Origin of the sequence: Ornithinibacillus sp. 4-3, assembly GCF_040958695.1 — a bacterium.
Taxonomy (GTDB): Bacteria; Bacillota; Bacilli; order Bacillales; family Amphibacillaceae; genus CALAMD01.
In genome coordinates this window covers 2,564,003-2,587,401 of sequence record NZ_CP162599.1, presented here as the reverse complement: position 1 = coordinate 2,587,401, position 23,399 = coordinate 2,564,003, and the positions used below count along the sequence as shown (strand labels likewise).

27 protein-coding genes are annotated in these 23,399 nt (G+C 35.3%); 22 read left to right on the top strand and 5 right to left on the bottom strand.

What is annotated here, in order from left to right; genetic code table 11:
- Positions 1-94: 94 nt before the first annotated feature.
- Positions 95-952 carry a hypothetical protein gene (locus AB4Y30_RS12700; RefSeq protein ID WP_368652606.1) on the bottom strand — a complete coding sequence of 286 codons (858 nt, stop codon included), beginning with the start codon at positions 950-952 and terminating at the stop codon, positions 95-97.
- On the bottom strand, positions 945-1,886 hold the full coding sequence (locus AB4Y30_RS12695) for a WD40/YVTN/BNR-like repeat-containing protein (protein WP_368652605.1): 942 nt from the start codon (positions 1,884-1,886) through the stop codon (positions 945-947). Before AB4Y30_RS12695 ends, AB4Y30_RS12700 begins: the two co-directional genes overlap by 8 nt.
- A 321-nt stretch (positions 1,887-2,207) precedes the next feature.
- Here AB4Y30_RS12695 and AB4Y30_RS12690 point away from each other — a divergent pair, with 321 nt between their 5' ends.
- The 7 genes from AB4Y30_RS12690 (at position 2,208) to AB4Y30_RS12660 (ending at position 7,140) form a co-directional block, all read left to right on the top strand.
- Complete coding sequence (locus AB4Y30_RS12690; protein ID WP_368652604.1) at positions 2,208-2,618, top strand: hypothetical protein; 411 nt, start codon at positions 2,208-2,210, stop codon at positions 2,616-2,618.
- Positions 2,619-2,903: 285 nt separating this feature from the next.
- Entirely contained in the window at positions 2,904-3,647 is a 744-nt protein-coding gene (locus AB4Y30_RS12685; RefSeq protein ID WP_368652603.1) for a MerR family transcriptional regulator, read from the top strand.
- Positions 3,637-4,572, top strand: coding sequence for an ABC transporter ATP-binding protein (locus AB4Y30_RS12680; protein WP_368652602.1), 936 nt, complete (start codon positions 3,637-3,639; stop codon positions 4,570-4,572). The genes AB4Y30_RS12685 and AB4Y30_RS12680 overlap by 11 nt, the downstream gene beginning before the upstream one ends.
- Positions 4,572-5,303 (top strand): ABC transporter permease, encoded by a 732-nt coding sequence (locus AB4Y30_RS12675; RefSeq protein WP_368652601.1) that lies wholly within the window; start codon positions 4,572-4,574, stop codon positions 5,301-5,303. The genes AB4Y30_RS12680 and AB4Y30_RS12675 overlap by 1 nt, the downstream gene beginning before the upstream one ends.
- 415 nt (positions 5,304-5,718) lie before the next feature.
- Positions 5,719-6,609 (top strand): YIEGIA family protein, encoded by an 891-nt coding sequence (locus AB4Y30_RS12670; protein WP_368652600.1) that lies wholly within the window; start codon positions 5,719-5,721, stop codon positions 6,607-6,609.
- 2 nt (positions 6,610-6,611) lie between these two features.
- Positions 6,612-6,806, top strand: a complete 195-nt coding sequence (locus tag AB4Y30_RS12665) for a hypothetical protein (protein WP_368652599.1) — start codon at positions 6,612-6,614, stop codon at positions 6,804-6,806.
- 31 nt (positions 6,807-6,837) lie between these two features.
- Entirely contained in the window at positions 6,838-7,140 is a 303-nt protein-coding gene (locus tag AB4Y30_RS12660) for a hypothetical protein (protein ID WP_368652598.1), read from the top strand.
- A gap of 133 nt (positions 7,141-7,273) precedes the next feature.
- On the opposite strand, the gene AB4Y30_RS12655 is transcribed toward AB4Y30_RS12660, so the two are convergent.
- On the bottom strand, positions 7,274-7,912 hold the full coding sequence (locus tag AB4Y30_RS12655; protein WP_368652597.1) for a S24 family peptidase: 639 nt from the start codon (positions 7,910-7,912) through the stop codon (positions 7,274-7,276).
- Positions 7,913-8,075: 163 nt separating this feature from the next.
- On the opposite strand from AB4Y30_RS12655, the gene AB4Y30_RS12650 reads away from it, so the two are divergent.
- Positions 8,076-8,300: a hypothetical protein gene (locus AB4Y30_RS12650; protein WP_368652596.1), complete on the top strand. Its 225-nt coding sequence runs from the start codon at positions 8,076-8,078 to the stop codon at positions 8,298-8,300.
- Between the two features lie 33 nt (positions 8,301-8,333).
- Positions 8,334-8,504 (top strand): hypothetical protein, encoded by a 171-nt coding sequence (locus AB4Y30_RS12645; RefSeq protein ID WP_368652595.1) that lies wholly within the window; start codon positions 8,334-8,336, stop codon positions 8,502-8,504.
- Between the two features lie 348 nt (positions 8,505-8,852).
- Here AB4Y30_RS12645 and AB4Y30_RS12640 read toward each other — a convergent pair whose 3' ends face one another.
- Positions 8,853-10,457 carry a Na/Pi cotransporter family protein gene (locus AB4Y30_RS12640; protein ID WP_368655223.1) on the bottom strand — a complete coding sequence of 535 codons (1,605 nt, stop codon included), beginning with the start codon at positions 10,455-10,457 and terminating at the stop codon, positions 8,853-8,855.
- Between the two features lie 561 nt (positions 10,458-11,018).
- Between AB4Y30_RS12640 and AB4Y30_RS12635 the strand changes: the two genes are divergently transcribed.
- The 9 genes from AB4Y30_RS12635 to AB4Y30_RS12595 all read left to right on the top strand — a co-directional run bounded on the left by AB4Y30_RS12635 (position 11,019) and on the right by AB4Y30_RS12595 (position 20,603).
- Positions 11,019-12,038: a DUF1646 family protein gene (locus tag AB4Y30_RS12635; protein WP_368652594.1), complete on the top strand. Its 1,020-nt coding sequence runs from the start codon at positions 11,019-11,021 to the stop codon at positions 12,036-12,038.
- A gap of 252 nt (positions 12,039-12,290) precedes the next feature.
- The gene (locus AB4Y30_RS12630; protein WP_368652593.1) at positions 12,291-14,663 is read left to right on the top strand and encodes a heavy metal translocating P-type ATPase; all 2,373 of its coding nucleotides are present in this window, start codon (positions 12,291-12,293) and stop codon (positions 14,661-14,663) included.
- Between the two features lie 70 nt (positions 14,664-14,733).
- Positions 14,734-14,940, top strand: coding sequence for a copper chaperone CopZ (gene copZ / locus AB4Y30_RS12625; protein WP_368652592.1), 207 nt, complete (start codon positions 14,734-14,736; stop codon positions 14,938-14,940).
- A gap of 179 nt (positions 14,941-15,119) precedes the next feature.
- Entirely contained in the window at positions 15,120-15,677 is a 558-nt protein-coding gene (locus tag AB4Y30_RS12620) for a hypothetical protein (RefSeq protein ID WP_368652591.1), read from the top strand.
- A gap of 35 nt (positions 15,678-15,712) precedes the next feature.
- Positions 15,713-16,906: a CaiB/BaiF CoA transferase family protein gene (locus tag AB4Y30_RS12615; RefSeq protein ID WP_368652590.1), complete on the top strand. Its 1,194-nt coding sequence runs from the start codon at positions 15,713-15,715 to the stop codon at positions 16,904-16,906.
- 11 nt (positions 16,907-16,917) lie between these two features.
- Positions 16,918-17,916 carry an LLM class flavin-dependent oxidoreductase gene (locus AB4Y30_RS12610; RefSeq protein ID WP_368652589.1) on the top strand — a complete coding sequence of 333 codons (999 nt, stop codon included), beginning with the start codon at positions 16,918-16,920 and terminating at the stop codon, positions 17,914-17,916.
- 87 nt (positions 17,917-18,003) lie between these two features.
- Positions 18,004-19,035 (top strand): low-specificity L-threonine aldolase, encoded by a 1,032-nt coding sequence (ltaE, locus tag AB4Y30_RS12605; protein ID WP_368652588.1) that lies wholly within the window; start codon positions 18,004-18,006, stop codon positions 19,033-19,035.
- A gap of 84 nt (positions 19,036-19,119) precedes the next feature.
- Complete coding sequence (gene sppA / locus AB4Y30_RS12600; protein ID WP_368652587.1) at positions 19,120-20,100, top strand: signal peptide peptidase SppA; 981 nt, start codon at positions 19,120-19,122, stop codon at positions 20,098-20,100.
- A gap of 11 nt (positions 20,101-20,111) precedes the next feature.
- Positions 20,112-20,603 carry an RDD family protein gene (locus tag AB4Y30_RS12595; RefSeq protein WP_368652586.1) on the top strand — a complete coding sequence of 164 codons (492 nt, stop codon included), beginning with the start codon at positions 20,112-20,114 and terminating at the stop codon, positions 20,601-20,603.
- 98 nt (positions 20,604-20,701) lie between these two features.
- On the opposite strand, the gene AB4Y30_RS12590 is transcribed toward AB4Y30_RS12595, so the two are convergent.
- Positions 20,702-20,902, bottom strand: a complete 201-nt coding sequence (locus AB4Y30_RS12590; protein ID WP_368652585.1) for a hypothetical protein — start codon at positions 20,900-20,902, stop codon at positions 20,702-20,704.
- A 109-nt stretch (positions 20,903-21,011) separates the two neighbouring features.
- Between AB4Y30_RS12590 and AB4Y30_RS12585 the strand changes: the two genes are divergently transcribed.
- The 4 genes from AB4Y30_RS12585 to AB4Y30_RS12570 all read left to right on the top strand — a co-directional run bounded on the left by AB4Y30_RS12585 (position 21,012) and on the right by AB4Y30_RS12570 (position 23,285).
- Positions 21,012-21,383, top strand: coding sequence for a hypothetical protein (locus AB4Y30_RS12585; protein ID WP_368652584.1), 372 nt, complete (start codon positions 21,012-21,014; stop codon positions 21,381-21,383).
- Positions 21,370-21,870 (top strand): RNA polymerase sigma factor, encoded by a 501-nt coding sequence (locus AB4Y30_RS12580; RefSeq protein WP_368652583.1) that lies wholly within the window; start codon positions 21,370-21,372, stop codon positions 21,868-21,870. Before AB4Y30_RS12585 ends, AB4Y30_RS12580 begins: the two co-directional genes overlap by 14 nt.
- Positions 21,867-22,097: a hypothetical protein gene (locus tag AB4Y30_RS12575; RefSeq protein WP_368652582.1), complete on the top strand. Its 231-nt coding sequence runs from the start codon at positions 21,867-21,869 to the stop codon at positions 22,095-22,097. The genes AB4Y30_RS12580 and AB4Y30_RS12575 overlap by 4 nt, the downstream gene beginning before the upstream one ends.
- Before the next feature lie 87 nt (positions 22,098-22,184).
- A complete protein-coding gene (locus tag AB4Y30_RS12570; protein WP_368652581.1) occupies positions 22,185-23,285 on the top strand; it encodes a P1 family peptidase in 1,101 nt (366 codons plus the stop codon).
- Positions 23,286-23,399 lie beyond the last annotated feature (114 nt).

Here is a 23,399-nt window from a genome sequence, read left to right as displayed (position 1 = left end):
TAGCATTGTCATTGCCCGTATAAAAATAGTTCTTTTTCTCATGGAGTTTATTCAATTAAATACAATTCGTGTTAAATAGCTAATACGGTAGGTGCTAGTTAGAACTACTATAGTGCAGTATAATTGGCTCGTTTTTTTCCAATGTTGCTTCATAAATGCTGATATTTCCTACAGTTGCTTTAGATGCGTCAGAATGAATTTCAAAGTTTTCATTTAGGGATACCGTCCAAACAGCTTCGTTATTTTTCTTTAAGACGACTGCAAGTGTGCCAAATTGTTGAATATCATTCCATTCAAACAACTCCGTTTTACCATCTTTAATCACAGTAATACCTTCTGTATCGCTGATTACATCAATATTTTCACCTTGCCAGTGACCATGTATCTCAGCTGCTACATAATAATAAGATCCGCCGCTACCACGTTCACCATAAGTACCAATAAATTGTTGAATGGTATTTTCTTTTGTTTTGTATGTAACGGCAGCAATATCATTCGCTAACCATTTCACATGGAATTCCCCTGTTGTTTCAAAAGGTAATCTTTCCTTTGCACGAGCTAGAATGCTGTAGTAGTTCCGATAATACATGGCCTCACCGTTCTCTACATTTTCTTTAATAGATAAAACATGCTTCCAATTAGGCGATATACTTGTAATGTTTTTGACTATTTGATTACTGGAAACAAGCATGAATACATTAGCCGTAATAAACATAACCACTATACTGATACTAAGCACTTTTATCTTTTTCGTGACTAGAAGCAGAATTACTGGGGTTAGAAATAAAATACATAAGATATTGATGATGTAAAATAACCGATTATCAATGTACTCCACTTGATACTTTGCAGAGATGAATAAATATCCCATCTGAAAAGAGAATATGACAACAGAAATAACAAATAGAATCCAGCCAACTACATTCAGTAAATTATTCCTATGTTTAATCATTCGGCTTTACCTCCATTTGAAATTCCCACGTTTCCCCATGATCAGTTGAAATAAACTTTCCTTTTACTTTTCCGCCTTTATAATCTCCATTAGGACCTTGATTCACCAATACGGACAAATGGTCTTGCTCTTTTACAGGAGTTTCAGCCTGTACAAAAATTAGATTATATTCAGTTGGAATATGCATGGTTGCTTTATTCCAAGTATTACCACCATCTAGTGTCACATAAAGATCTGGTTCCTCTGGATTTATCGTGCCAAAGGATAAAAATCCTATTGCTTCATCTACAAAGCCACCATTAGAGATTAATCTTGTTACTCCAGAATTGGTGGTTTCCTCCCAACTCATTCCACCATTATGTGTTAGAAAGACGTGTGAAGATTCCTGTGACATTGTACGACCACCAGAAATAATGATGTATCCAAAATTTTCATTGAGAAATTCTACTTTTCTAAAACGCATGGCAACGAAGGGTTCCGTAACTAATTGTTCCTCCCATGTTTCTCCTTGATCTGTTGAGTGAAGTAACAAAATCCTTTGATTATCCCAGTTATTTCCCTCAGAATATAAGAAAGCAGCACGATTTTCTGTAAGGATATAGCTATTTTCAATCAGATTCTGCTTGTTCCCATTGTATTCCCCACTAAACAATTGCTCTATCCCAACTGGAACTGTCGTCCAGTCCTTCCCTTGATTAAAAGTAATATTCAACTCATCATTTTGTAATGTATAGGAGATTTGCTCATCTGGATTGGTAGCTTGAAGTTCTTGGGGCTGGGTCTGTTCATCTATATGGGGTGATTTTTGATTATCACGCATTTCATCCGACTGTGGCCATTGCGAAGCTGGAAATTGATTTTGATAATAGAATATGGAAGCAACCATTAAGACAAGTATGATTACGCTTGATGCACTTAATAAAATGTATTTCATTAGGAATTCCCCTTCTTTTTAATGCTTTACTTTTCTAACGGAAATGCACCGGCTTGCTCAAAAAGATTTTTAGTGTTCTCGAGCATCGTGATGATATCTGTTGTTTTTCTGTTTTAATTAGTTTTTGCGAACTCTTTGAAAGCTATTTTTTATCAATCCTCTATATTTTTCATCTAAATCTAATATGTTTCACTAAACATTCTTTTCCTGTTTCCATCCTAGACAACAAGTATTAACAATAGCTCTATTTTCTCAACACCTCTATTTTAATTTAACGATAATCCGTGTTCAACCTTTCTGTCTATGTTGTTAAAGAGGCTAATGGGGTATGATAACGATTCCACTGAAAAAGCAGACATCTATTATTTTAATGAAGCTACAAATAAATGGAAAAGTAAAAAAGGTGAAATGAATTCAGAAACGAATGAAATCAGTTTAACTGTATCACACTTTTCTAATTATGGTGTGTTTTCCGAAATTGACCAGCAGGAAAAACCAAAAGATAAAGAGGATCCGCCAGCACCGGAGACCCCAGCGGATGAGGATGAAAATGGTGACGATAGTCATGTCATTATTGAAGATGGAAATGATGATGATAATGGAACCATTATTGAAGATGAAAAAAATCAAGATATAAAAGAGGCTGAAGTTTTATTAAGTACATCAACTAATCATTACAATATGTTATTGGTAGGAGTACTGTTTATTGGTTTAGCAACAATAATTTTGTAAATTGAAAGAAAAAAACGACAAACAAATTAATGTTTAAACTACAATAGGCAATCTGATAAATTGACATGCTCCACTTAAGGTAGGCAGATTAAAAAATAAAAATCTGTTTTGCCTTAGGGGGAGCCTTTTTTGCGTATACATTAACTGCCAATTGCTTTTGGTTTCACAAGTAATTCTGGAATCGCCTCTACACGAATACCGCTTTTTAAAACTTTTTTCATTTTCCTCTTGAACCGCACGTTACGTGTTGTTTTATACTATTGTTAACAAAGGTAGGGTGATGCAATGTACACGATTGGAAAGCTGTCAAAGAATACGGGAGTTACCGTGAGGACCTTAGATTATTATGATGAAATTGGTTTGATTAAGCCTTCATCAAAAACAGAGGGAGGACATCGCTTATATAGTGAGGATGACATCTTGCGGCTGGAACGTGTTTTGGCTTTAAAATATATGGGATTTTCACTGGAGCAGATTAAATCTATTCTAGAAAATTCAATGTTGACTTGGCAGGAATCAATCAAGCAGCAGCTAGAATTGGTGAAACGGGAACAGGAGCGTTTACAAACACTGGAACAAGCACTGCTTGGTGTCTCGTATTCCATTGAAATGGAGGGAGGTATTAATTGGCAGATTATTTTTAGCATCATTCAATTGTATCAGCAAGATCCTGAAGATGCCCTGAAGCAATATAAAGATTATCTTAATAATGATGAAATGAAAAAAATAATGGATATGAATGTAAAAAATATGAGTGAGGAAGACATTAGGGATTGGATGAAGGTCATCAGCGAGATCAAAAATAACCTGGACATTGATCCAGCTTCAAAAAAGGCACAGAAATTGGTAGAAAACTTTGAAAATCAAGCAAATAAAATGTTTGGAAATGATGAAGAATTGCTGGAAAATATGGGAGAGGCACTGCGAAATTTTAAAGAAGGAATTGCCTTTTACCCAATAAATAAAGAAGTTATCCATTTCATTGAAAGTGTTTATATGGCAAAGGGGGACTGGAGAAATGATTCTTGATGTTAAGGGTGTAACTAAGGCTTTTCGTGGTAAGGGAAAATCTAAAAAAATTGCTAATGATAATCTCACATTTACGATCAAAGAAGGAGAGATATTTGGTCTTCTCGGACAAAATGGGGCAGGTAAAACGACGTTGGTTAATCAAATATTAGGGCTATTAACACCAGACAGTGGTGACATTCACCTGTTGGGTGAATCAGTAACTGCTTCAGCCGAGCGTGCCAGATCCATTTGTTCCATGCAGCCGCAATCCCAGGTACCATTGGGCATGCTAACACCGAAACAGGCAGTAACACTGATGGGGAAAATGCGGGCAGGGAAAAAATTCAATCCGAGGCGGGTTGAGGAACTTTTTGAGGCATTGGATATGGGTGATTGGGCAAATACAGAAGGTGAAAAGCTTTCAGGTGGCGCAAGAAGGCTAACAACCTTTTGTATGGCAGTTATTGCCCCAGGTGAACTGGTCATTCTTGATGAACCTACCAATGATGTTGATCCAGTTCGCAGACGTTATCTATGGCAAGTGATACGTGACCTGGCAAAGAATGGGAATGCTGTTATTTTAGTGACCCACAATGTTCTAGAAGCAGAAAAAGCAGTGGACCGAGTGGCGATTATGGATAAAGGGAAAATCCTGACACAAGGAGATCCAAAGGAAGTAAAAAGTTTAGTAGGTGACCGTATGCGAATGGAAATTAGCCTGGAAAAGGAATTTAAACATATTGATGTTCCCAGCTGGGTACTTTCTTCCCATCAAAACGGCTCCCGTCTGATTTTCTCTATGGATCCAGCGAACGTACCGTCTGCAGTCGATTGGGCAAAGCATGGGACGGATAAAGGGCTTGTTATAGACTATTCTTTGTCCCCAACTACCATTGAGGATGCTTATATTGAATTAACTTCAAAAAAGGGGGCGGTTTCATAATGAATATAGTCAGTCATTATAAGTATGTTTTTCAGATACAGTTTCTTAGAAACGCTGGTTTTTTCATTTTTATGGCTTTGATACAAATATTAATATCTATAGGAATCGTTATTGGCTTTACCTATCTCATACCAAATCCGGACACGGAAACGATTCTATTTTTAGCAACAGGAGCCCCGACAATTATTTTAATATTTACAGGGCTGGTGATTCTACCGCAGCAGATTGGAACTGCAAAGACAGATGGATATATGGAGTATATGCGTACCTGGCCAGTGAATCGTTCCGTCATTCTTGGTGCCGATACAACCATATGGTTAATCATTACTGTGCCGGGTATTATCATTTCCTCTATTGTTGCTCACCTTATGTTCAGTCCCGGATATGATATTTCCTGGACAATAGTTCCAGCTTTGCTTATGATTGCATTAACTTCCATCGGTGTTGGATACGGATTTTCCTATCTGTTGTCCCCAACTGCCTCACTGAGCATTTCGCAAATTATTGTATTTGGCGCACTCATGTTTTCACCAGTAAATTTCCCAATGGAGCGGCTACCAGAATGGCTCCAGACACTTCACGGGGTATTGCCAATCTATTCTATGGCGGAAGTGATGCGTGCATCACTTGCTACGTCTACCTTTGATGCAACGATAGGAAACTATATTAACTTAATGATATGGTGTGTGTTAGGATTTGGGGGAGCTATTTATATTTTAAATCGGAAGTAGATTAATAGCAAAAATCTAAGAATATAATATTGGATATTATTCTTTTATCGATAAAAAGGAAAGAGAAATTATGCTGAATAAGTTATGAAAAAAACAGGAAGGTGCACCTTCCTGTTTTTTTGTGGGCATCAAAATTGATATTGGATAGGTTATAAATAGGACTAGAACTTAAACGCATGAAAAAGGAAATTAAGGAATTTTCATTACTACTCAGACCTATAGAAATGGTGTAAATCAAAATAAACCAAGCCCTTCCGTTATTCAATATTTCAAATTACAGATCTATGTGTGTGAAAAAGCATCATCAAACGAATGAAATCAAAGTTAATTGTCCATAATTATTTTAGGACTAACATTTTGCAGATGAAGCATCTGATAGATAAAAAACAGTCAGCATGATTGAGGAGAGATAATGATGGATCAATATTTAATACCAGTAGTAGTCGGTACACTGGTGGGCTTAGTGGCAAGACTCATTTTATTGCGAACGGATTTTAGGCAATATCCTACATATCCTACTGGAAGAATCATTCATATTTCATCAGGATTCATTGCTGCATTTATTGGTTCGGTTGCAGTTCCTTCTGTTCTAGAATCGGATTGGACTGCTGTTACATTTTTAGGTCTAGCAGCTACACAATTTCGAGAAATACGGAAAATGGAACGCGAGACACTTGAAAAAGTAGATAGAAAGGAACTAGTAAAGCGTGGAGAAGCCTTTATAGAAGGAATGGCCCAGGCATTCGAAGGACGAAGTTATATTGTTATGTTTGTTGCACTACTAACGACATTAATATGTATTTATAATATTTGGCTAGGAGTTGTTATTGGAATCGGAATAACTTTCCTTATTAAAGCCAAAATGAAAGGATTATTGTTAACTCAAATTGCCAACATATCAGAAGGAGATATTCGCTTTGAAGGTCCTAATCTTTATGTTAATGACATACATATAAAGAATGTAGGATTAGTGGAAAGTAAGAAGATTATTATGGAAAAAGCAATGGGAGCTATTGTTACACCTAAAGATGAAGATAGTGTTATTACCTTGTCTAATCTAGGTCAGCGGCAGGCTATGCTACATCATATAGCTAACGTATTAGGTGCATACTTAGACTCTGGGGAACCGGACCTAGTTCCACTTTCCAAACGGGATATGGCAGACGGAAGAGTTGCCTTATTTTTTCTACCGAAGGAAAAAGACTTTCAACAAATACAAAAGGTACTAGAACATGTACCTATTTTGGATAGCGCTATGCGTTTACCAAGTGAAGCAGATAAGGGCAAAAATAAGAAGGAGAATTGAACATGGAAGAAGGACAAACGACCCAAATTCTTGCTATTATTACGACCAATCGTGAGAATTTTGCAGGCGGAGGAGTACCAATTTTTGTAGCCAAACAAAAGGAAAACTTACAAATAATTAGTTCAACACTTGAAAAAACTTTAGATGCATCCGCTCATGAAGTGGATCAAGAGACAATGATTATTGTGAAACATTAGTTCTAATATTTAGTGAAAGGAATCAATGCACATGGACTTCCCAACTATTCATACAAACTTCTGGGATGGTGTTATTGCTGTACCTGTCGTAGTGTTACTAACACAGGGTTTTAAATTATTCCCTATCCCACGTCAATATTTCCCAACTATCGCAAGTGTTATAGGTTTTATAATTTCCATTTTTATTAGTCATAGAAATGATTTATGGGCTGGTATCTTTATGGGAGCATTTTATGGAGCAGCTGCTGTAGGGACTTACTCTTCATTAAAAACAGCGTTGTTGGCTTATAAAAATAGGAAAAAGAAAAAAGATAGAAGGAGTGTTTTAAGTTAGAATGCCTTCCTTGTTTCCTCATTAATTCAAGTGCCTGGACAAATTTAAATGAAAATATGTAATATTTAAGAGCTTTCACATACTTAAATAAGCAATAAATAAAAAAAGAGAGGAGTTATACCCTCTCGACTAATCAATCCATCTCAACAATATATAACACAACTTTGCCATTGATTGTAATATTATCGTTGATATTGAAGATTTGATCATGATGTACATTGTTTTTACTATTTGGTTTAAAAATAAGCTTATCTTCTTGTCGATAGATTTGTTTGACACTATAATCATGACTATTATTAAATACGACAATTTCACCATCTTTTAATCTTTCAAGTGGTGTTGGCTTAATAGCGATTAACGAGCCATCTGGAATAACATTATTCATGCTATCCCCATAGATTTTAGTAAAAAAGATATCTTGATTTCCTGCCCATTTTCCCATCAGATTATTTGGTATATTTATTTTTTCTGTTTTAGTTAGTGCTTCCACGTCAAATGGTAGCCCAGCTGATATTGCGGTTGGGAAGAAATTATATTGAAATGTTTCTACTTCCTTTTCCACATAGAGTGGGGCATTTTCATCAAATAAATATTGTGGATTTATTTTATATACTTCTACAATTTTTTGAAGTAATTCGCTTGGAACTTTCCTTCTGCCGTTAATGTAATGACTTAATTGTGATTTTGTTAAACCTAACTCTTTGGCAATCAGCTGCTCTTCTTTTCCTACCACATTAGCAAGGCTTCTAATTCTATCACCGAAAGTTGTCATTTTGTCACCTCTTCTTCTATTTTAATTATATATGTAGTTACTATAAATGTAAACTGAACATAACACACATATATATTCATTATAATTTCTTGTATTATGGTTTACAAAATGTAAACATTATGATAGATTAATAGGTAACAAATAAACGAAAGGGTGATAATAAATGAAAGGAGATATAGAACAACCTAAATTCCCGAAGTTTATGGCCTATTTAGCAGAGAAAGGCATGGATGTTAAAGTATTAACAATGATGCTTAATAATAAAGGATATGATTATAAATACATGACAGTTTTAAGAAAGTTAAAGGGAGAAACAAAGCTCTACTGGGAGGATATTGTTGCTTTTGCGGATGCGTCAGGTGCGAGTGAGTCTATTTTTTTTGATTAACAGTTTACATATCGTAAACAACAGGAGGGACAAATGGAAAACTTAAATGCATATGAAGTCGATAAGAAATTGTTAGAATTGCGCCTTGAGAAAATAGGAAATATTTCTAAAGCTCAAAGCATTGTATTGAAACATCTTGAAAAAGAGATAGAAAAAGGCCATTCTGCTACAGTAGTAGCTATGGCAGAAATTTTGAAATTATAAATATTTAAACTTCAATAGACTTTCAACGAAATTCACCACGGATATAATACATAAAAAGCAATACTTCTATCAAAGTTTGATTCAGCGTTCTCATAATTTTCCCTGCATTTCAAATGTATCAAAATACGTACACTATAGTACATAATGTTGTATAGTTCCAAGAATTTTACCTTATAAGTTAAGCTTAGATGTAAGATAGGTTCATTTGTAAATACTCACTCTAAACGAATACTTATATTTCTTTAGCCCACATTTCATCTAAGGACTCGTTAGTTGTATGGGACAGAGGAAGTAAAGTATAAAAAAAGCGGCATGGATTATAATCCATGCCGCTTTTTTAGAGTTTTTTTATACGTCTTCAATGGATTCAGCAATGTTAGAAGCATGATCTCCGATTCTTTCTAGATTACTCACAATATCTGCAAAGACAACACCAGCATCACCAGTACAAGTACCTTCGTTTAAACGAATAATATGTCTTTTACGTAAGGTTCTTTCCATACTATCGATTTTATCCTCTTTTGCAATTACTTCTTTTGCTAATTCTGGATCAAGCGTGTCTAAGCATTCAAGAGATTTTTTCACTGTATCTAATGTTAAAATAAACATTTCTTCTAATTCTTGTTTCGCATCATCACTTAAACGAACACGGTTGCTTTCTCTGAATTGTAGTAATTCAATAATATTCTCTACATGGTCACCAATCCGCTCGATATCACGAATGTTTTCAAATAAAGCATGATGAATATGAGAGTCATGTCCTGATAGAGGTTGTTTCGAAAGTTCTACCAGGTATTCCGTTGATTTTCGGTCTAAATTATTAATTGCTTCTTCTATTTGATAAACTTTTTCCATCAATTTAGAGTCTTTTGTCTTCAAAATGGTCAATGTATTTTCAAGTCCTTGAACACTATATTCACCCATTCGGAGAATTTCCATTTTGGCTTGTCCTAGTGCCACAGAAGGGGATTTTGCGATCAAGTTTCTATCTAAATACATCGGTTTATACTCAATTCTTGAATCCTCACCTGGAATTAATTTCGTTACAATATAAGCCCAGACACCGACTAGTGGTAATTGAATCAGGGTATTTACAACATTGAAGCTCCCGTGTGCAAACGCGATTTGCATTTTAGCATCTAAATTTAAAACTCCAGCAATCCACTCTACATAATTAGTAAATAGACTTAGGAAAATCATAAATATAATTGTACCAAGAACATTAAATAAGACATGTACAGCTGCCGCACGTCTTGCAGCAATAGAAGCACCTAAGGCAGCTAGAATTGCAGTAATGGTTGTACCAATATTATCTCCAAATAATACTGGCAATGCTCCATGCAATGGAATAAGACCTTCTGCATATAGTCCTTGTAAAATACCTACAGTTGCACTAGATGATTGGACAATTAATGTAAAGACAGTTCCAACAATAACACCTAGAATTGGTAAATCTGACATTTGAACAGTTAAATCAATAAATGGTTGCCAATCGCGAAGTGGCTTCATTCCACCACTCATTAATTCTAAACCAATAAATAAACCACCAAAACCAAATAAGATTTGCCCAACGTTCTGCACTTTGTTTTTCTTAAAGAAGAATAAACAGATAGCTCCTAAAGCTAAAATAGGATATGCATATGCACCTACATCGATCCCAATAATAAAAGCAGTAATAGTTGTACCAATGTTAGCACCCATAATTACACCAATAGCTTGACGTAATGTCATTAATCCAGCACTAACTAAACCAACTGTAATTACTGTTGTTCCAGAGCTTGATTGGATAAGACAGGTTACGATAATCCCGACAAGAACTCCCATTAATGGGTTTGTAGTAAATCGGTCTAACGTGTCACGAAGACGGTCACCTGCCGCTTTTTGTAAACCATCTCCCATGTATTTAATCGCGAATAAAAATAATCCTAAGCCCCCAAGGAACTGGAAAATCATCTCTTGTACATTCATATTCCAGTAGTTCAACCCTTTCATCTGTGATATAAGTATTTTTTTATTAAAAATTATGTAGTCCCACACTAGATAGACAAAAAGAGAGTCATATTACCGTGTGATTTAAAAAATATGTAATTCCATTCTATAACTTTTTGTATAGCACATATAAGGTATTTACGATAAAATTTACATTATATTTACATTTTTTTCATAAATACGACTTGATATATACAATTTTCGCAAAGAAATTTTACAAAAATATAGAAAAAACTTGCTTATTAAATCAATAATGATAATTATCTACAGATTATTTTGCTTAAAAATATAATTATTAAAGACATTATGTTGCACTTAAATGATGAAATAAATTAAGATATAAATAGCTCAAATTTTTCCTTATGTGTTAAAAATTATTATATTTCAATTATTGTTCGGAAAGGGAAGAGCCTGTTATTAAGGGAAAGTACATCCTATGGTACAAGCTTTTTTTGAATATGATTTTAATGAAATAGGGTATGCAAAGGTATTGTATTAAAAAATGAAGAAGGAGTGATTTCATTCATGATTATTGGATTAATAATTATATTAATTCTCGTATTATTTTTACCGTTTACAAAATTAGTAGAACGAAATTTAGAAGTTTTCCTGTTTATAATGGGAGTTGCTGCTGTTATTGTAAGCCAAGCATTTACTATGGATATATTGAAAGAAGCATTAATTCATCCTATTAATATTACTTTAGCAGTTTTAATTGCTGGCTTACTTTTTAGATGGTTCCAGGCTCCGTTGGAAAAAGCAATTTTAACAATGAGCCAAGCCATCCCTTATCGATTATTTATTGGGTTATTTGTTATTATTCTTGGTTTTATCTCAAGTATTATTACAGCGATTATTGCTGCTATTATCCTAGTAACTGTGTTAAGTGTTCTGAAGATGGATCGCAAATCGCAAATTTGGACGGTAGTTTTAGCTTGTTTCGCAATTGGGATGGGAGCAGCATTAACTCCAATTGGGGAACCACTTTCAACAATTGTAATTGGAAAGTTAAATGAAGAATTCTTTTATTTATTAAAGTTAATCGGTGCTTATATTATTCCAGGCGTGATTGGATTTGGTATTTTAGCTGCTCTAGTAGTAAAAACACCAGATAAAAATAAACAAAATAAGCTATCAAACCAGACAAAAGTAGAACCATATAGTGAAATTATCATTCGAAGCTTGAAAATTTATTTATTTGTAATGGCATTAACATTCTTAGGAGCTGGTTTCCAGCCATTTATTGAAAGATATTTATTAGATTTAAGCCCACTTGTTTTATATTGGATTAATATTGTGTCTGCTATTCTAGATAATGCAACATTAGCAGCAGCAGAAATTAGCCCTGCAATGAGTAATCCGGTTATTCGCGATATTTTACTTGGTTTAATCATCAGTGGAGGAATGTTAATTCCAGGGAATATTCCTAATATTATTGCAGCAGGTAAGCTTAAGATTACTAGCTTAGAGTATGCACGTGTTGCAGCACCTATTGGTTTAATCGTTATGATTATTTACTTTATTGTGTTATTAATTATTGGCTAAATAAGAGAAGACATTGTTCCGTTATCAGCGAACAGTGTCTTTTTTTGTGAGTTTGACTTCAACCATTTTTTTAGAATGCTGTATTCCGTAAAAAAATAAAAAAATAAGTTTTTAGGGTTTACAAAAATACCTTATAGGGGTATAGTGTATTTAAGGGAGCTAACTAGAAAGAATTTTTATAACAAATCATTAGTCTCCACAGCTTAAGTGCATGCTAGAAAAGGTATTAGAAAAAAGAATGGAGGATAGCTGATGCCACAAAAGACAATAGATATTACGGGGATGACTTGTGCAAGCTGCTCAACCCGTATAGAAAAGACATTGAATAAGATGGATGGTGTCAAAGCAAAGGTAAATTTGGCAACAGAGAAAGCAACTATTGATTTTGAATCAGATGAAAATTCCATAGAGACTGTTACAGAAAAAATTCAAAAATTAGGATACGATGTAGCTACTGAAAGAGTAGATTTAGATATTACTGGAATGACTTGTTCTGCTTGTTCTAATCGAATAGAAAAAGCGTTGAACAAGCAAAATGGAGTTGTTCAAGCAAGTGTCAATTTAGCTAATGAACGAGCAACTGTTACATTTTATCCGAGTATGGTTGATGTATCAAACTTGATTAGTGTTGTTGATAAGCTCGGTTATGGAGCGAAAGTAAAAGAATCAGAAGAAAATAAGCAATCAAGTAAAGAAAAGCAATTAAAACGGATGAAAACAAAGTTAATTATTTCTGCATTGCTTACAGCGCCGCTATTAGTAACAATGCTTGATCATTTATTAGGTATTCATTTACCAGGAATCTTTATGAATCCATGGTTTCAATTCGCATTAGCAACTCCAGTACAGTTCATTATCGGCTGGCAATTCTATGTAGGTGCTTATAAGAATTTACGAAATAAATCAGCTAATATGGATGTATTAGTCGCATTAGGTACAAGCGCCGCTTATTTCTATAGTTTATACGAAGCTTTCTTAACAATAGGAAATCCAAATTATATGCCGCATCTATACTTTGAAACAAGCGCAATGTTAATTACACTCATTTTATTTGGAAAATATTTAGAAACAAGTGCTAAAAACAGAACGACAGCAGCAATTTCTGAATTATTACAGCTTCAAGCAAAACAAGCGAGAGTTATTCGCGATGGAAATGAAGTAATGATTCCTACAGAAGATGTTGTATTAGGAGATCGCATCATTGTAAAACCAGGTGAAAAAATACCAGTAGATGGTATTGTAGTTAAAGGAAAAACTTATGTAGATGAATCGATGGTTACAGGTGAATCCATACCAATTGAAAAGAGTTTGGATATGAATGTCATTGGTTCAACAATGAATAAAAACGGAACAATTGAAATGGAAGCCCAAAAGGTTGGGAAGGATACAGTACTTGCCTCCATTATTCGTGCTGTAGAAGATGCACAAGGCTCGAAAGCGCCGATCCAGCGAATGGCAGATATTATTTCCGGATATTTCGTGCCGATTGTTGTAGGAATTGCCATCTTGACTTTTATTATTTGGATTACACTTGTTTCTCCAGGTAATTTGGAGTCTGCATTAGTGGCTTCTATTGCAGTTCTTGTAATCGCTTGTCCATGTGCTCTAGGGTTAGCAACTCCAACATCTATTATGGTAGGAACTGGTAAAGCAGCTGAACAGGGTATTTTATTTAAAGGTGGAGAACATTTAGAGCGTACACATCTATTGGATACAATTGTATTTGATAAGACAGGAACGATTACAAAAGGAAAGCCTGAGGTAACAGATTTTACTGGTGATGAAGAAGCATTACAATTACTTGCTAGTGCTGAAAAAGGTTCTGAACATCCTCTAGCAGAAGCAATTGTTACTTATGCTCAAGCAAATGATATTTCCTTATTAGAAGTAGATGATTTTGAAGCAATACCTGGTCATGGTATTTCAGCAGAGATTGCTGGGAAAACGATTTTAGTAGGAAACCGTAAATTAATGCAGGATCATCAAATTGTGATGGACAATGAAGATACGATGACGCAATTAGAACAAGATGGAAAAACAGCAATGCTAATTGCAATCGATGGAGAATTTAGAGGAATCATTGCAGTTGCTGATACGATAAAAGAAACAGCAGTAACAGCTATTCAACAGCTACAAAATCAAGGCATGGAAGTTATTATGCTTACAGGAGATAATGAAAGAACTGCCCAAGCTATTGCAAGACAGGTAGGTATTACTCGGGTTATCGCACAGGTATTACCGGAAGAAAAATCAGCTAAAATAAAAGCTCTACAAGATGAAGGTAAGAAAGTAGCCATGGTTGGAGATGGAATCAACGATGCTCCAGCTTTAGCAATAGCAGATATTGGAATTGCAATTGGTACAGGAACAGAAGTAGCTATTGAAGCAGCAGATTTAACCATTTTAGGTGGAGAATTACTACTTATCCCTAAAGCGATTAAATTAAGTCATGCAACTATCCGTAATATTAAACAAAATTTATTCTGGGCATTCGCCTATAATAGTGCAGGAATTCCGATTGCAGCTCTTGGATTACTAGCACCATGGATTGCAGGGGCAGCAATGGCATTAAGCTCTGTAAGTGTAGTTTCAAACTCACTTCGTTTAAAAAGAGTGAAGATATAATAAGCATTGCTTCCGGCAGACAAAATTCGCTGGAGGAGAGGCTAAAAAATAGATTATATTAGGAGGCTAAATGATGGAAGCAACAGTAAAAGTAGAAGGAATGTCTTGTGGACATTGTCAAAAAGCGATAGAAGGAGCATTAAATGAATTAAATGGTGTTTCTAGCGTACTTGTTCATTTAGATAAAGGTGAAGTGGATGTAAGCTATGATGATGCTAAGGTATCATTAGAGAATATCCATGAAGCTATTGAAGATCAAGGCTATGATGTAAAATAAATATTATTCGCGACTGTCGTTATCTGGCAGTCGCTTTTTTTATGGTTAAGACTATTTAGCTCCAATTGTTATAAATAAAATCACTTATATATAGATAGGACTCTGAATTGACAAAGCGAAGCGAAACTCGGTACGATGAACATACATATAATTGGCAAATGACTAGAGGAGTGTAAAACATGATTGCAAATATAATTATGTTTTTGTTTATAATTCCTATTATCGCAGGAATTTTTTTACTAAAACGTTCAAGAAAGATAGCGCATATTTTAATTAGTCTACCGTTTATAGGAATGCTTATTACAGTAGGGATATGGCTTTATCAAGTAAATCATCAATTTGTTGGGGATACAGATTTACAAGGTGAACGTTTCAGTGATGTGGCTTTATTGGAAATTTTAGATGAAGAACGTAAAAAAGCTTTTGGAGAATTTGAAGAGTTAGAATCACTCCAGTATGAAGAATGGTTAGCTTTTGAACATCTAATAATTGGTGTGAATCAGCAGAAAGAAATTATCTATATCCATACAGACGATACAAATCAAACAACAGCAAGAGGAATTAAAATCGGTGATTCTATTGAGCAGGTGAAATCTACATATGGAGAGGATCATTATAGATTGAAAGAGAAGGAATATGGAGAAGCTTTAAATTATGTAGATCGTGATGCAAAAATACAGATACAATTTTGGCATGATGGAAAACAAGTTACAAGCATGCGTTTAATTAGTTTGTAAGACAGAGTACTGGATGTAAATGGAGGGAGTAAGAGATGGGTTTACCTTTAGATGATATAAAAGTATTAGAATTAGGTACGTTAATCGCTGGTCCTTTTACTGGAAGACTTCTAGCTGATTTTGGAGCAGATGTTATTAAAATCGAAGCTCCTGATAAAGCAGATCCTATGAGACAATGGGGAAAACAAAAAGATGAGCAAGGATTATGGTGGCCAGTCCAATCTCGGAATAAAAAATCAATTACTTTGAATCTAAGACTTGAGGAAGGGCAGCAGATTTTTAAGAAGCTTGTGAAGGAAGCAGATATCATTATTGAAAATTTCCGTCCTGGAACAATGGAAAAATGGAATTTATCTTATGACACATTAAAAGAGATTAATCCTGGTATTATTATGGTTCGTACATCTGGATTTGGGCAAGACGGACCATATAAGAGTCGAGCAGGCTTTGGTAGTGTTGGCGAAGCAATGGGTGGATTACGCTATGTGACAGGATTTCCTGATCGTCCACCTACAAGAATTGGTATTTCGATAGGAGATACTTTGGCTGCTTTGTTTGCAACAATAGGTTGTTTAACTGCAGTACATGAAAGAAGTAGATCTGGAGAAGGACAGATTGTCGATACGGCAATATATGAATCCGTGTTTTCTGTGATGGAGAGTGTAATTCCTGAATATTTACTTGCTGACTATGTTCGTGAGCGAATGGGAAATGTCTTAAAGGGGATTGCACCATCAAATATTTATCAGACAAAGGATGATATTTATATTGTCATTGGGGCAAATGCAGATGGTATCTTCAAGCGATTGTGTCAAGCAATGGAACAACCAGAGCTTGCAGTAAATGAAAAGTATGCAACACATATTGCTCGTGGAGAGAATATGGAAGAATTAGATCAGCTAATTGAGCAATGGACGAGAACTATGCCAGCTCAAGACTGTTTGGCAGTCTTAGAAGAAAATGGTGTGCCTTCAGGACCAATTTATTCTGCGAAAGAAATTGTTGAAGATCCGCATTATCAAGCTAGAGAAATGATAATTCATGCAGAGCATCCTGTCTTAGGAGAGTTTCCAATGCCAGGGATTGTACCGAAACTAAGTAGAACACCAGGGCAAGTCAAACATGTTGGTGCAATAAAACTAGGAGCTGATAACGAGGAAGTTTACGCAAGGCTGCTTGGGTTTAATGAAGAGCAATTAGCGGAATTGATGGAAAAAGGAGTTTTATGAGGAGGGGTGGCATGAAACTTAGCATATTAGACCAAGTTCCAATTCCAAGTGGAGCATCAGCTAAAAGTGCATTAGATTCTTCTATTCAGCTTGCTATAGAAGCTGAGAAACTAGGCTACCATCGTTACTGGGTAGCAGAGCATCATAATTTAACAGGTTTGGCTTGTCCAAATCCTGATGTGATGCTAGGGATCATTGGTTCTAAAACAAATACGATTCGGATTGGTGCAGGAGCAGTTCTATTACCACATTATAAACCTTATAAAGTTGTGGAAACCTATCATTTGCTAGCAACCTTATATCCAGGAAGAGTTGATTTAGGAATCGGTCGTGCTCCAGGTGGATCTGCCGAAACTTCGATAGCACTTTCAGGAAATTTTCTGGAGCAAGTCCGCATGATGCCAGAGAAGCTAGATGAAGTCATGCGCTTTATAGAACAAAGCTTCCCAGAAGACCATCTATTTCATTCTGTGATTCCAACCCCTGTTCCGAGCGTCGCCCCAGCAGTTTGGTTACTAGGAACAAGTGAGAAAAGTAGTAAAACAGCAGCAGAAAAAGGAATGAATTATGCATTTGGACATTTTATGACAGAAAAAGATGGTCCAACAATTATGAAGGAATATCGAGATCAGATGCAGCAATTACATCCGAATAAGCAAGCTGAGTCAATTGTGGCTATCTCCGTAATTTGTGCAGAAACAAAGGAAGCAGCTGAGGAATTAGCAATGAGTACGATATTTAGACGAATACAAGAAACAAAAGGTATACGTAGAGATGGTGTTCCGTCTTTAGAAGAAGTGAAGCAATATACATTTACAGATGAAGATAGAGAGATTATAGAAAAAACGAAACAGAAAATGATACTTGGTAATCCACTGCAGGTGAGAGAACAATTAAAAAGTTTGCAGGCAAGTTATAAGGTAGATGAGCTGATGATTGTAACTATTACTCACGATCCTCAAGCACGTTTACGTTCTTATCAATTAATTGCAGAAGCTTTTTCTTTCTAACAAAGAAGTTATTTTGTTTCTGAATATTTCATCATGATAAAATATTCATAATGATTTTCTTGAAATTATACAATCGGAGGGGATTTTATGATTGATTTGCGCAGTGATACGGTTACGAAGCCAACACCAGAAATGAGACAGGCAGCTTTTGATGCAGTAGTAGGGGACGATGTTTATGGAGAAGATCCTACGCTTTTAGAACTTGAAGAACTCTCGGCAAATATGTTAGGAAAAGAAGCAGCTATGTTTGTTACAAGCGGTACACAAGGGAATCAAATTGCAGTGTTGACCCAATGTGTAGGTGGCCAGGAAATTATTGTGGAAGAAGAGTCTCATCTGTTTTTTTATGAAGGGGCGGCAATGTCTGTGTTTGCAGGTGTACAGCCGAGAACATTGAAGGGGAATCGAGGTGCATTAAACCCAGCAGAAGTGAAGGCTGCAATTCGCGGGGAAGATGTTCATGCACCCGAGACAGGTCTTATCTGTATTGAGAATACACATAATCGTGCAGGGGGAGCTATAATTCCTTTAGAGAATATGCAAGCTATTGCAGAAATTGGGAAAGAATATCATATACCTATTCATTTAGATGGCGCACGAATATTTAATGCAGCTGTAGCATCAGGAGTAGATGTTAAAAAATATGCTGCTCAAGTAGATAGTGTTCAATTTTGCTTATCCAAAGGTCTAGGAGCACCTGTTGGTTCTATTATTGCGGGAACCAATGATTTTATCCAACGAGCGAGAAAATGGAGAAAACGTCTAGGTGGAGGACTAAGACAAGCAGGTATCCTTGCTGCACCAGGGCTTATTTCTTTACGCGAAAAGGTAGATCGTTTAGTTGAGGATCATAATCATGCGAAGCTTCTTGCACAATCTATCAATGAAATAAAAGGACTTTCTATTGAGAATGAGGTAGAAACAAATATTGTTTTAGTAAATACGGAAGCGGCAAAGCTTACTGCTGCTGAATTTTTAGCACAGTTAAAGCAAGAAGGTATATTAGCTGTCCCTTTTGGACCAAATACGGTCCGTTTTGTCACTCATTTTGATGTGAGCCGACAAAATATTGAAGAAGTGGTTGTAAGACTGAATCGTATGATGAAAATATTAACTTAATAGAGAGTGTTCAAAAAGCCCACTATTTATCTTTTTGAACATGCACTCATAGAGAATTTACGCACAGATTAGGAGGACATTTTAGTGAGTAGTAAACGATGGGCAGCACTTATTATTGCAATCGCCTTGTTTTTCATTTCAACATTTTATCAATTAGCAACGAATAAAACAGCTAATCAAGATAGCTTTTTCTCAACAGAAGATTTTGTAGAAAAAGTAACGAAAACAGGAAACCTAGGTGCTGGGAAAATTGCTGTAATTCATTTAGATGGCGTGATTATGGATACTGGAAGTTCATTTTTTTCAGCCTATAATCATAAGGATTTCTTGAAAAAGATAGAAAAAGCAGCAATTGATCCAGGGATAGACGGGCTAATTATTAACGTTAATTCCCCTGGTGGCGGTGTAGTAGAAAGTGCAGAGATTCACGAAAAAATTGTGGAAGCACAGGAAGCTTATGACAAACCAGTATATATTTCTATGGGTAATACTGCTGCATCTGGTGGTTATTACATTGCAGCTCCCGCTGATAAAATATTTGCGAATCGAGCAACATTAACTGGTTCCATTGGTGTGATTATGGAAAGTATTAATTACGCTGAACTAGCTGAAAATGTGGGAATTGATTTTAATACAATAAAAAGCGGTGAGTTTAAAGATATTCTCTCATCATCTCGCCCTATGACCGATGAAGAAAGAGAAATTCTGCAAACAATGATTGATGATTTGTATGCAGACTTTGTAGATGTCATTGTTGCAGGACGAGGCATGTCAGAAGAGGAAGTACGAAGAATTGGCGATGGGCGTGTTTATACTGGAAAACAGGCTCAAGAGTTAGGATTAATTGATGAAATCGGAACACTAGATGATGTGATTACTGCGATGGAAGAAGATTTTGAGTTTGGAAATACGACAGTAGTTGAATACGAGGTTGGATTTAACTTGCAAAGTGTCTTTGGATTAACTGCACAATATTTTTCAGGTTCTAAGGAAGAATGGGGCGGTTTATTACAAGAAATACGCAATGCTGGTGGACCTCGAGCAATGTACTTATATTCGCATTAGGGGGTGCTAAGATGACGATGGAAGAAGAAAATATGCAAACCCAGTCAACAACTAGTGTCTCAAATGAAAATCAATTAGAAAATCAACGCTATGCAGGATTTTGGATGCGTTTTTGGGCTTATGCGATTGATTTTGCAGTAGTTTCTAGTTTGAGTGGATTTATCACTGGAACTATTCATTTATATAATGAAGGTACAATAATACATCTAGGTTATTGGACATTGCAAGGCATCATTAGCTCTGTAGTCTTTTATCTTTATTTTGTGTTAATGACTAAAAAGCTTGGGCAAACATTAGGGAAAATGATTTTAGGTATTAAAGTTGTACGTGTGGATAAAACATCCTTACGTTGGAGTGATTTATTATTTCGCGAGGTTATTGTAAGATTCATCTACACGACATTCTTTGTTTTACAATTTTTATATTTCGTTGTTGCTTTTACAAAAGAAAAGCAAGGATTACATGATATGGTTGGAAATACTCGAGTAGTTCATGTGGAGTGAACTAGTTACGCTTAAAGTGGGAGAATTCTTGAATAAAAGCTATAAAAATAAGGATTAGTGACCAGAATAATGGTTGCTAATCCTTATTTAATATCAAGCTAACCTTTCAGCATTTTAATAATTTTATCCGACGTCAATATCGCAAGCACTGCAGAAATTATAAAGACGATGATACTACCAATGGTTACGCCAGCAGATGAATGAATAGGTAAATGATTCCATATAAATGTTTGAATTAACCAAAGATAAATTAAGGTGAAAATGATGTAGAGTATATATTTCACAATTGTTTTTGCCATTTTGATTTTCCTTCTTTCATTAAATTAGTTTGGCTATAAAAGTAAAATGAACCTTTTCTTATGTCCGAATGTATAAGTTAGTGAAAAGATGAAAAGGAGCTGATCACATATGGGTTTAGGTTGGATAATCAGTATGATTGTAGCAGGAATTCTTGGAACTACATTTTTCATAATTATTATAACAATGAATAAAAAAGTTGTTCATGATAAAAAGGGAGATATTGACTTTAGTAAATCGGACATTTATTTTCATTGGACAAGATGGGATTATGTCATCATTATAACAGCAGTTTATACATTTTTGTGTATAAATGGTCTTTTATTATTTTTGCTTCGTGGTGATAACATTGATAGCCCTTGGATACAATTTTTCATTCATCAAACCTTTGTATTTTCATTAATCACTTTTATTTGGTTCATAACTAGAATTGCATTTGTATTTAAAGGTATAAAAGAGCGGTGGTCTGATGAGTTTAAATAATAAGGATGTATCTATAGATATCGAAGAATTATTTATTACTTATAAAAAGCCAATTTATCAGTTTGTCTACCGATATTGTCAGGATGAACAGTTATGTTTAGATCTTGTACAGGATACATTTATACGATTTCAAAAATATCAAAAGCACTTTAATGAAGAAAAATCTAGTATCAAAACATATTTATTTCGTATGGCTTATCAACTTATGATTAATCGGCTAAAAAGGCGCAGTCGATTGGAGAAAATCCTGCCCTTTTTATATGTGCAAGCTCAGCAGCACACCTTAGCACATGAAGATAAAATCACTGTTCAGTCAGCAATTCTCCAGCTTCCCGATGAACAAAGAGCTGTTATCTTATTAACTTATTACCATGATATGACGCAAAAGGATATTTCAGAAGTTCTTGATATTCCAATAGGTACGGTGAAATCAAGACTGCATACATCACTAAGAAAATTAAAAGGATTATTGGAGGTAAGAGAATGAATAAAAAGGATATTCCAACTGAACTACAAAATAGATTAGATGAATTTCACGTGGAAGTACCAGAAATTCCAGCAAAGAGTAGGTTGGAACGACTAGCGAATTGGGTTTATGCTCCTGCAAAAAATCCAATGAATCTATTAGGTATCAAAGGAAATTCCATTACAGGTCTTATATTGCTCCCATTAATATTTGTACTTGTCTTGTCCTGTACCCCTATTTTCTTATAAGTTCTATTCCATATTATCGTGCGTGACCTTAGGATAACTTTGACGTATAGTTATAAGCAAGGAAATAACTAGAGAGGTGGATGATTCATGGCTGGACGCTCAATTGGATTAAAATTTACAGGAAATCCAGGCAAATATAATGCAATTACAGATGTACCAGGTGTTGAGGTAGGTTATACCACGATTATTGAAGGAGAAGGGGAACTAGAAGTCGGCAAAGGACCAATTCGTACCGGAGTAACTGCCGTTCTTCCTCGTGGTAAACAAAATGAATTAAAGCCAATTTGGGCAGGTACTTATGCTTTAAATGGCAATGGAGAAATGACCGGAACACACTGGATTAATGATGGTGGATATTTCTTAAGCCCCATTTGTATTACGAATACACATGCTATTGGAACAGCTCATCAAGCAACTGTTCGTTGGATGATTGAACAATATAAAGAGCAGTATCACAATCAGCATTTATGGTCTATGCCTGTCATTGCTGAAACATATGATGGAATCCTAAATGATATTAATGGTCTACATATTAAAGAAGAACATGTATTAAATGCGCTTAATTCAGCAAAAAGTGGAGAGATTGCTGAAGGGAATGTCGGTGGCGGAACTGGCATGATTTGCTATGAATTTAAAGGCGGAACCGGAACTTCTTCACGAAAAATAACGATGGATGGTAAAGAATATCATATTGGAACACTTGTTCAAGCGAATTATGGAAAACGCGATTGGTTACAAATTATGGGAGTGCCGGTGGGTAAGCATTTGAAAGAGGAGAAATTGCATAATCCAGATGATAAGGAAATGGGCTCTATTATTGTTGTTATTGGGACTGATTTACCCATGTTGCCACATCAATTAAAACGTTTAGCAAAACGTGCAGCGATCGGAATTAGCAGAACAGGTAGTCCAGGAGGAAATAGCTCTGGTGATATTTTCTTAGCATTCTCAACCGCAAATGAAATGGGAATTTTACATACGAATGATGTAACCTTGAATATGGATTTTATCAATGATGAACATTTCGATATGATTTATGAGCAGACTGTTCATGCGATTGATGAATCTGTAGTAAATGCTATGATTGCAGCAGAAAGTATGACGACATTAAAACCAAGCGGAAAAGTGATAGAGGCTATTAATCATGAACAATTAATTGATATATTGAAGCAATATAATCGTTTGTAGAACTTATAAAAGCATTCTTTTCTATATTATAGGGAAATGAATGCTTTTTCGTTTAGCTGATAAAAACGCGGTGTTTGTTCTTAGGGTGATCTATTACTCTATTTGAAGCAAGTT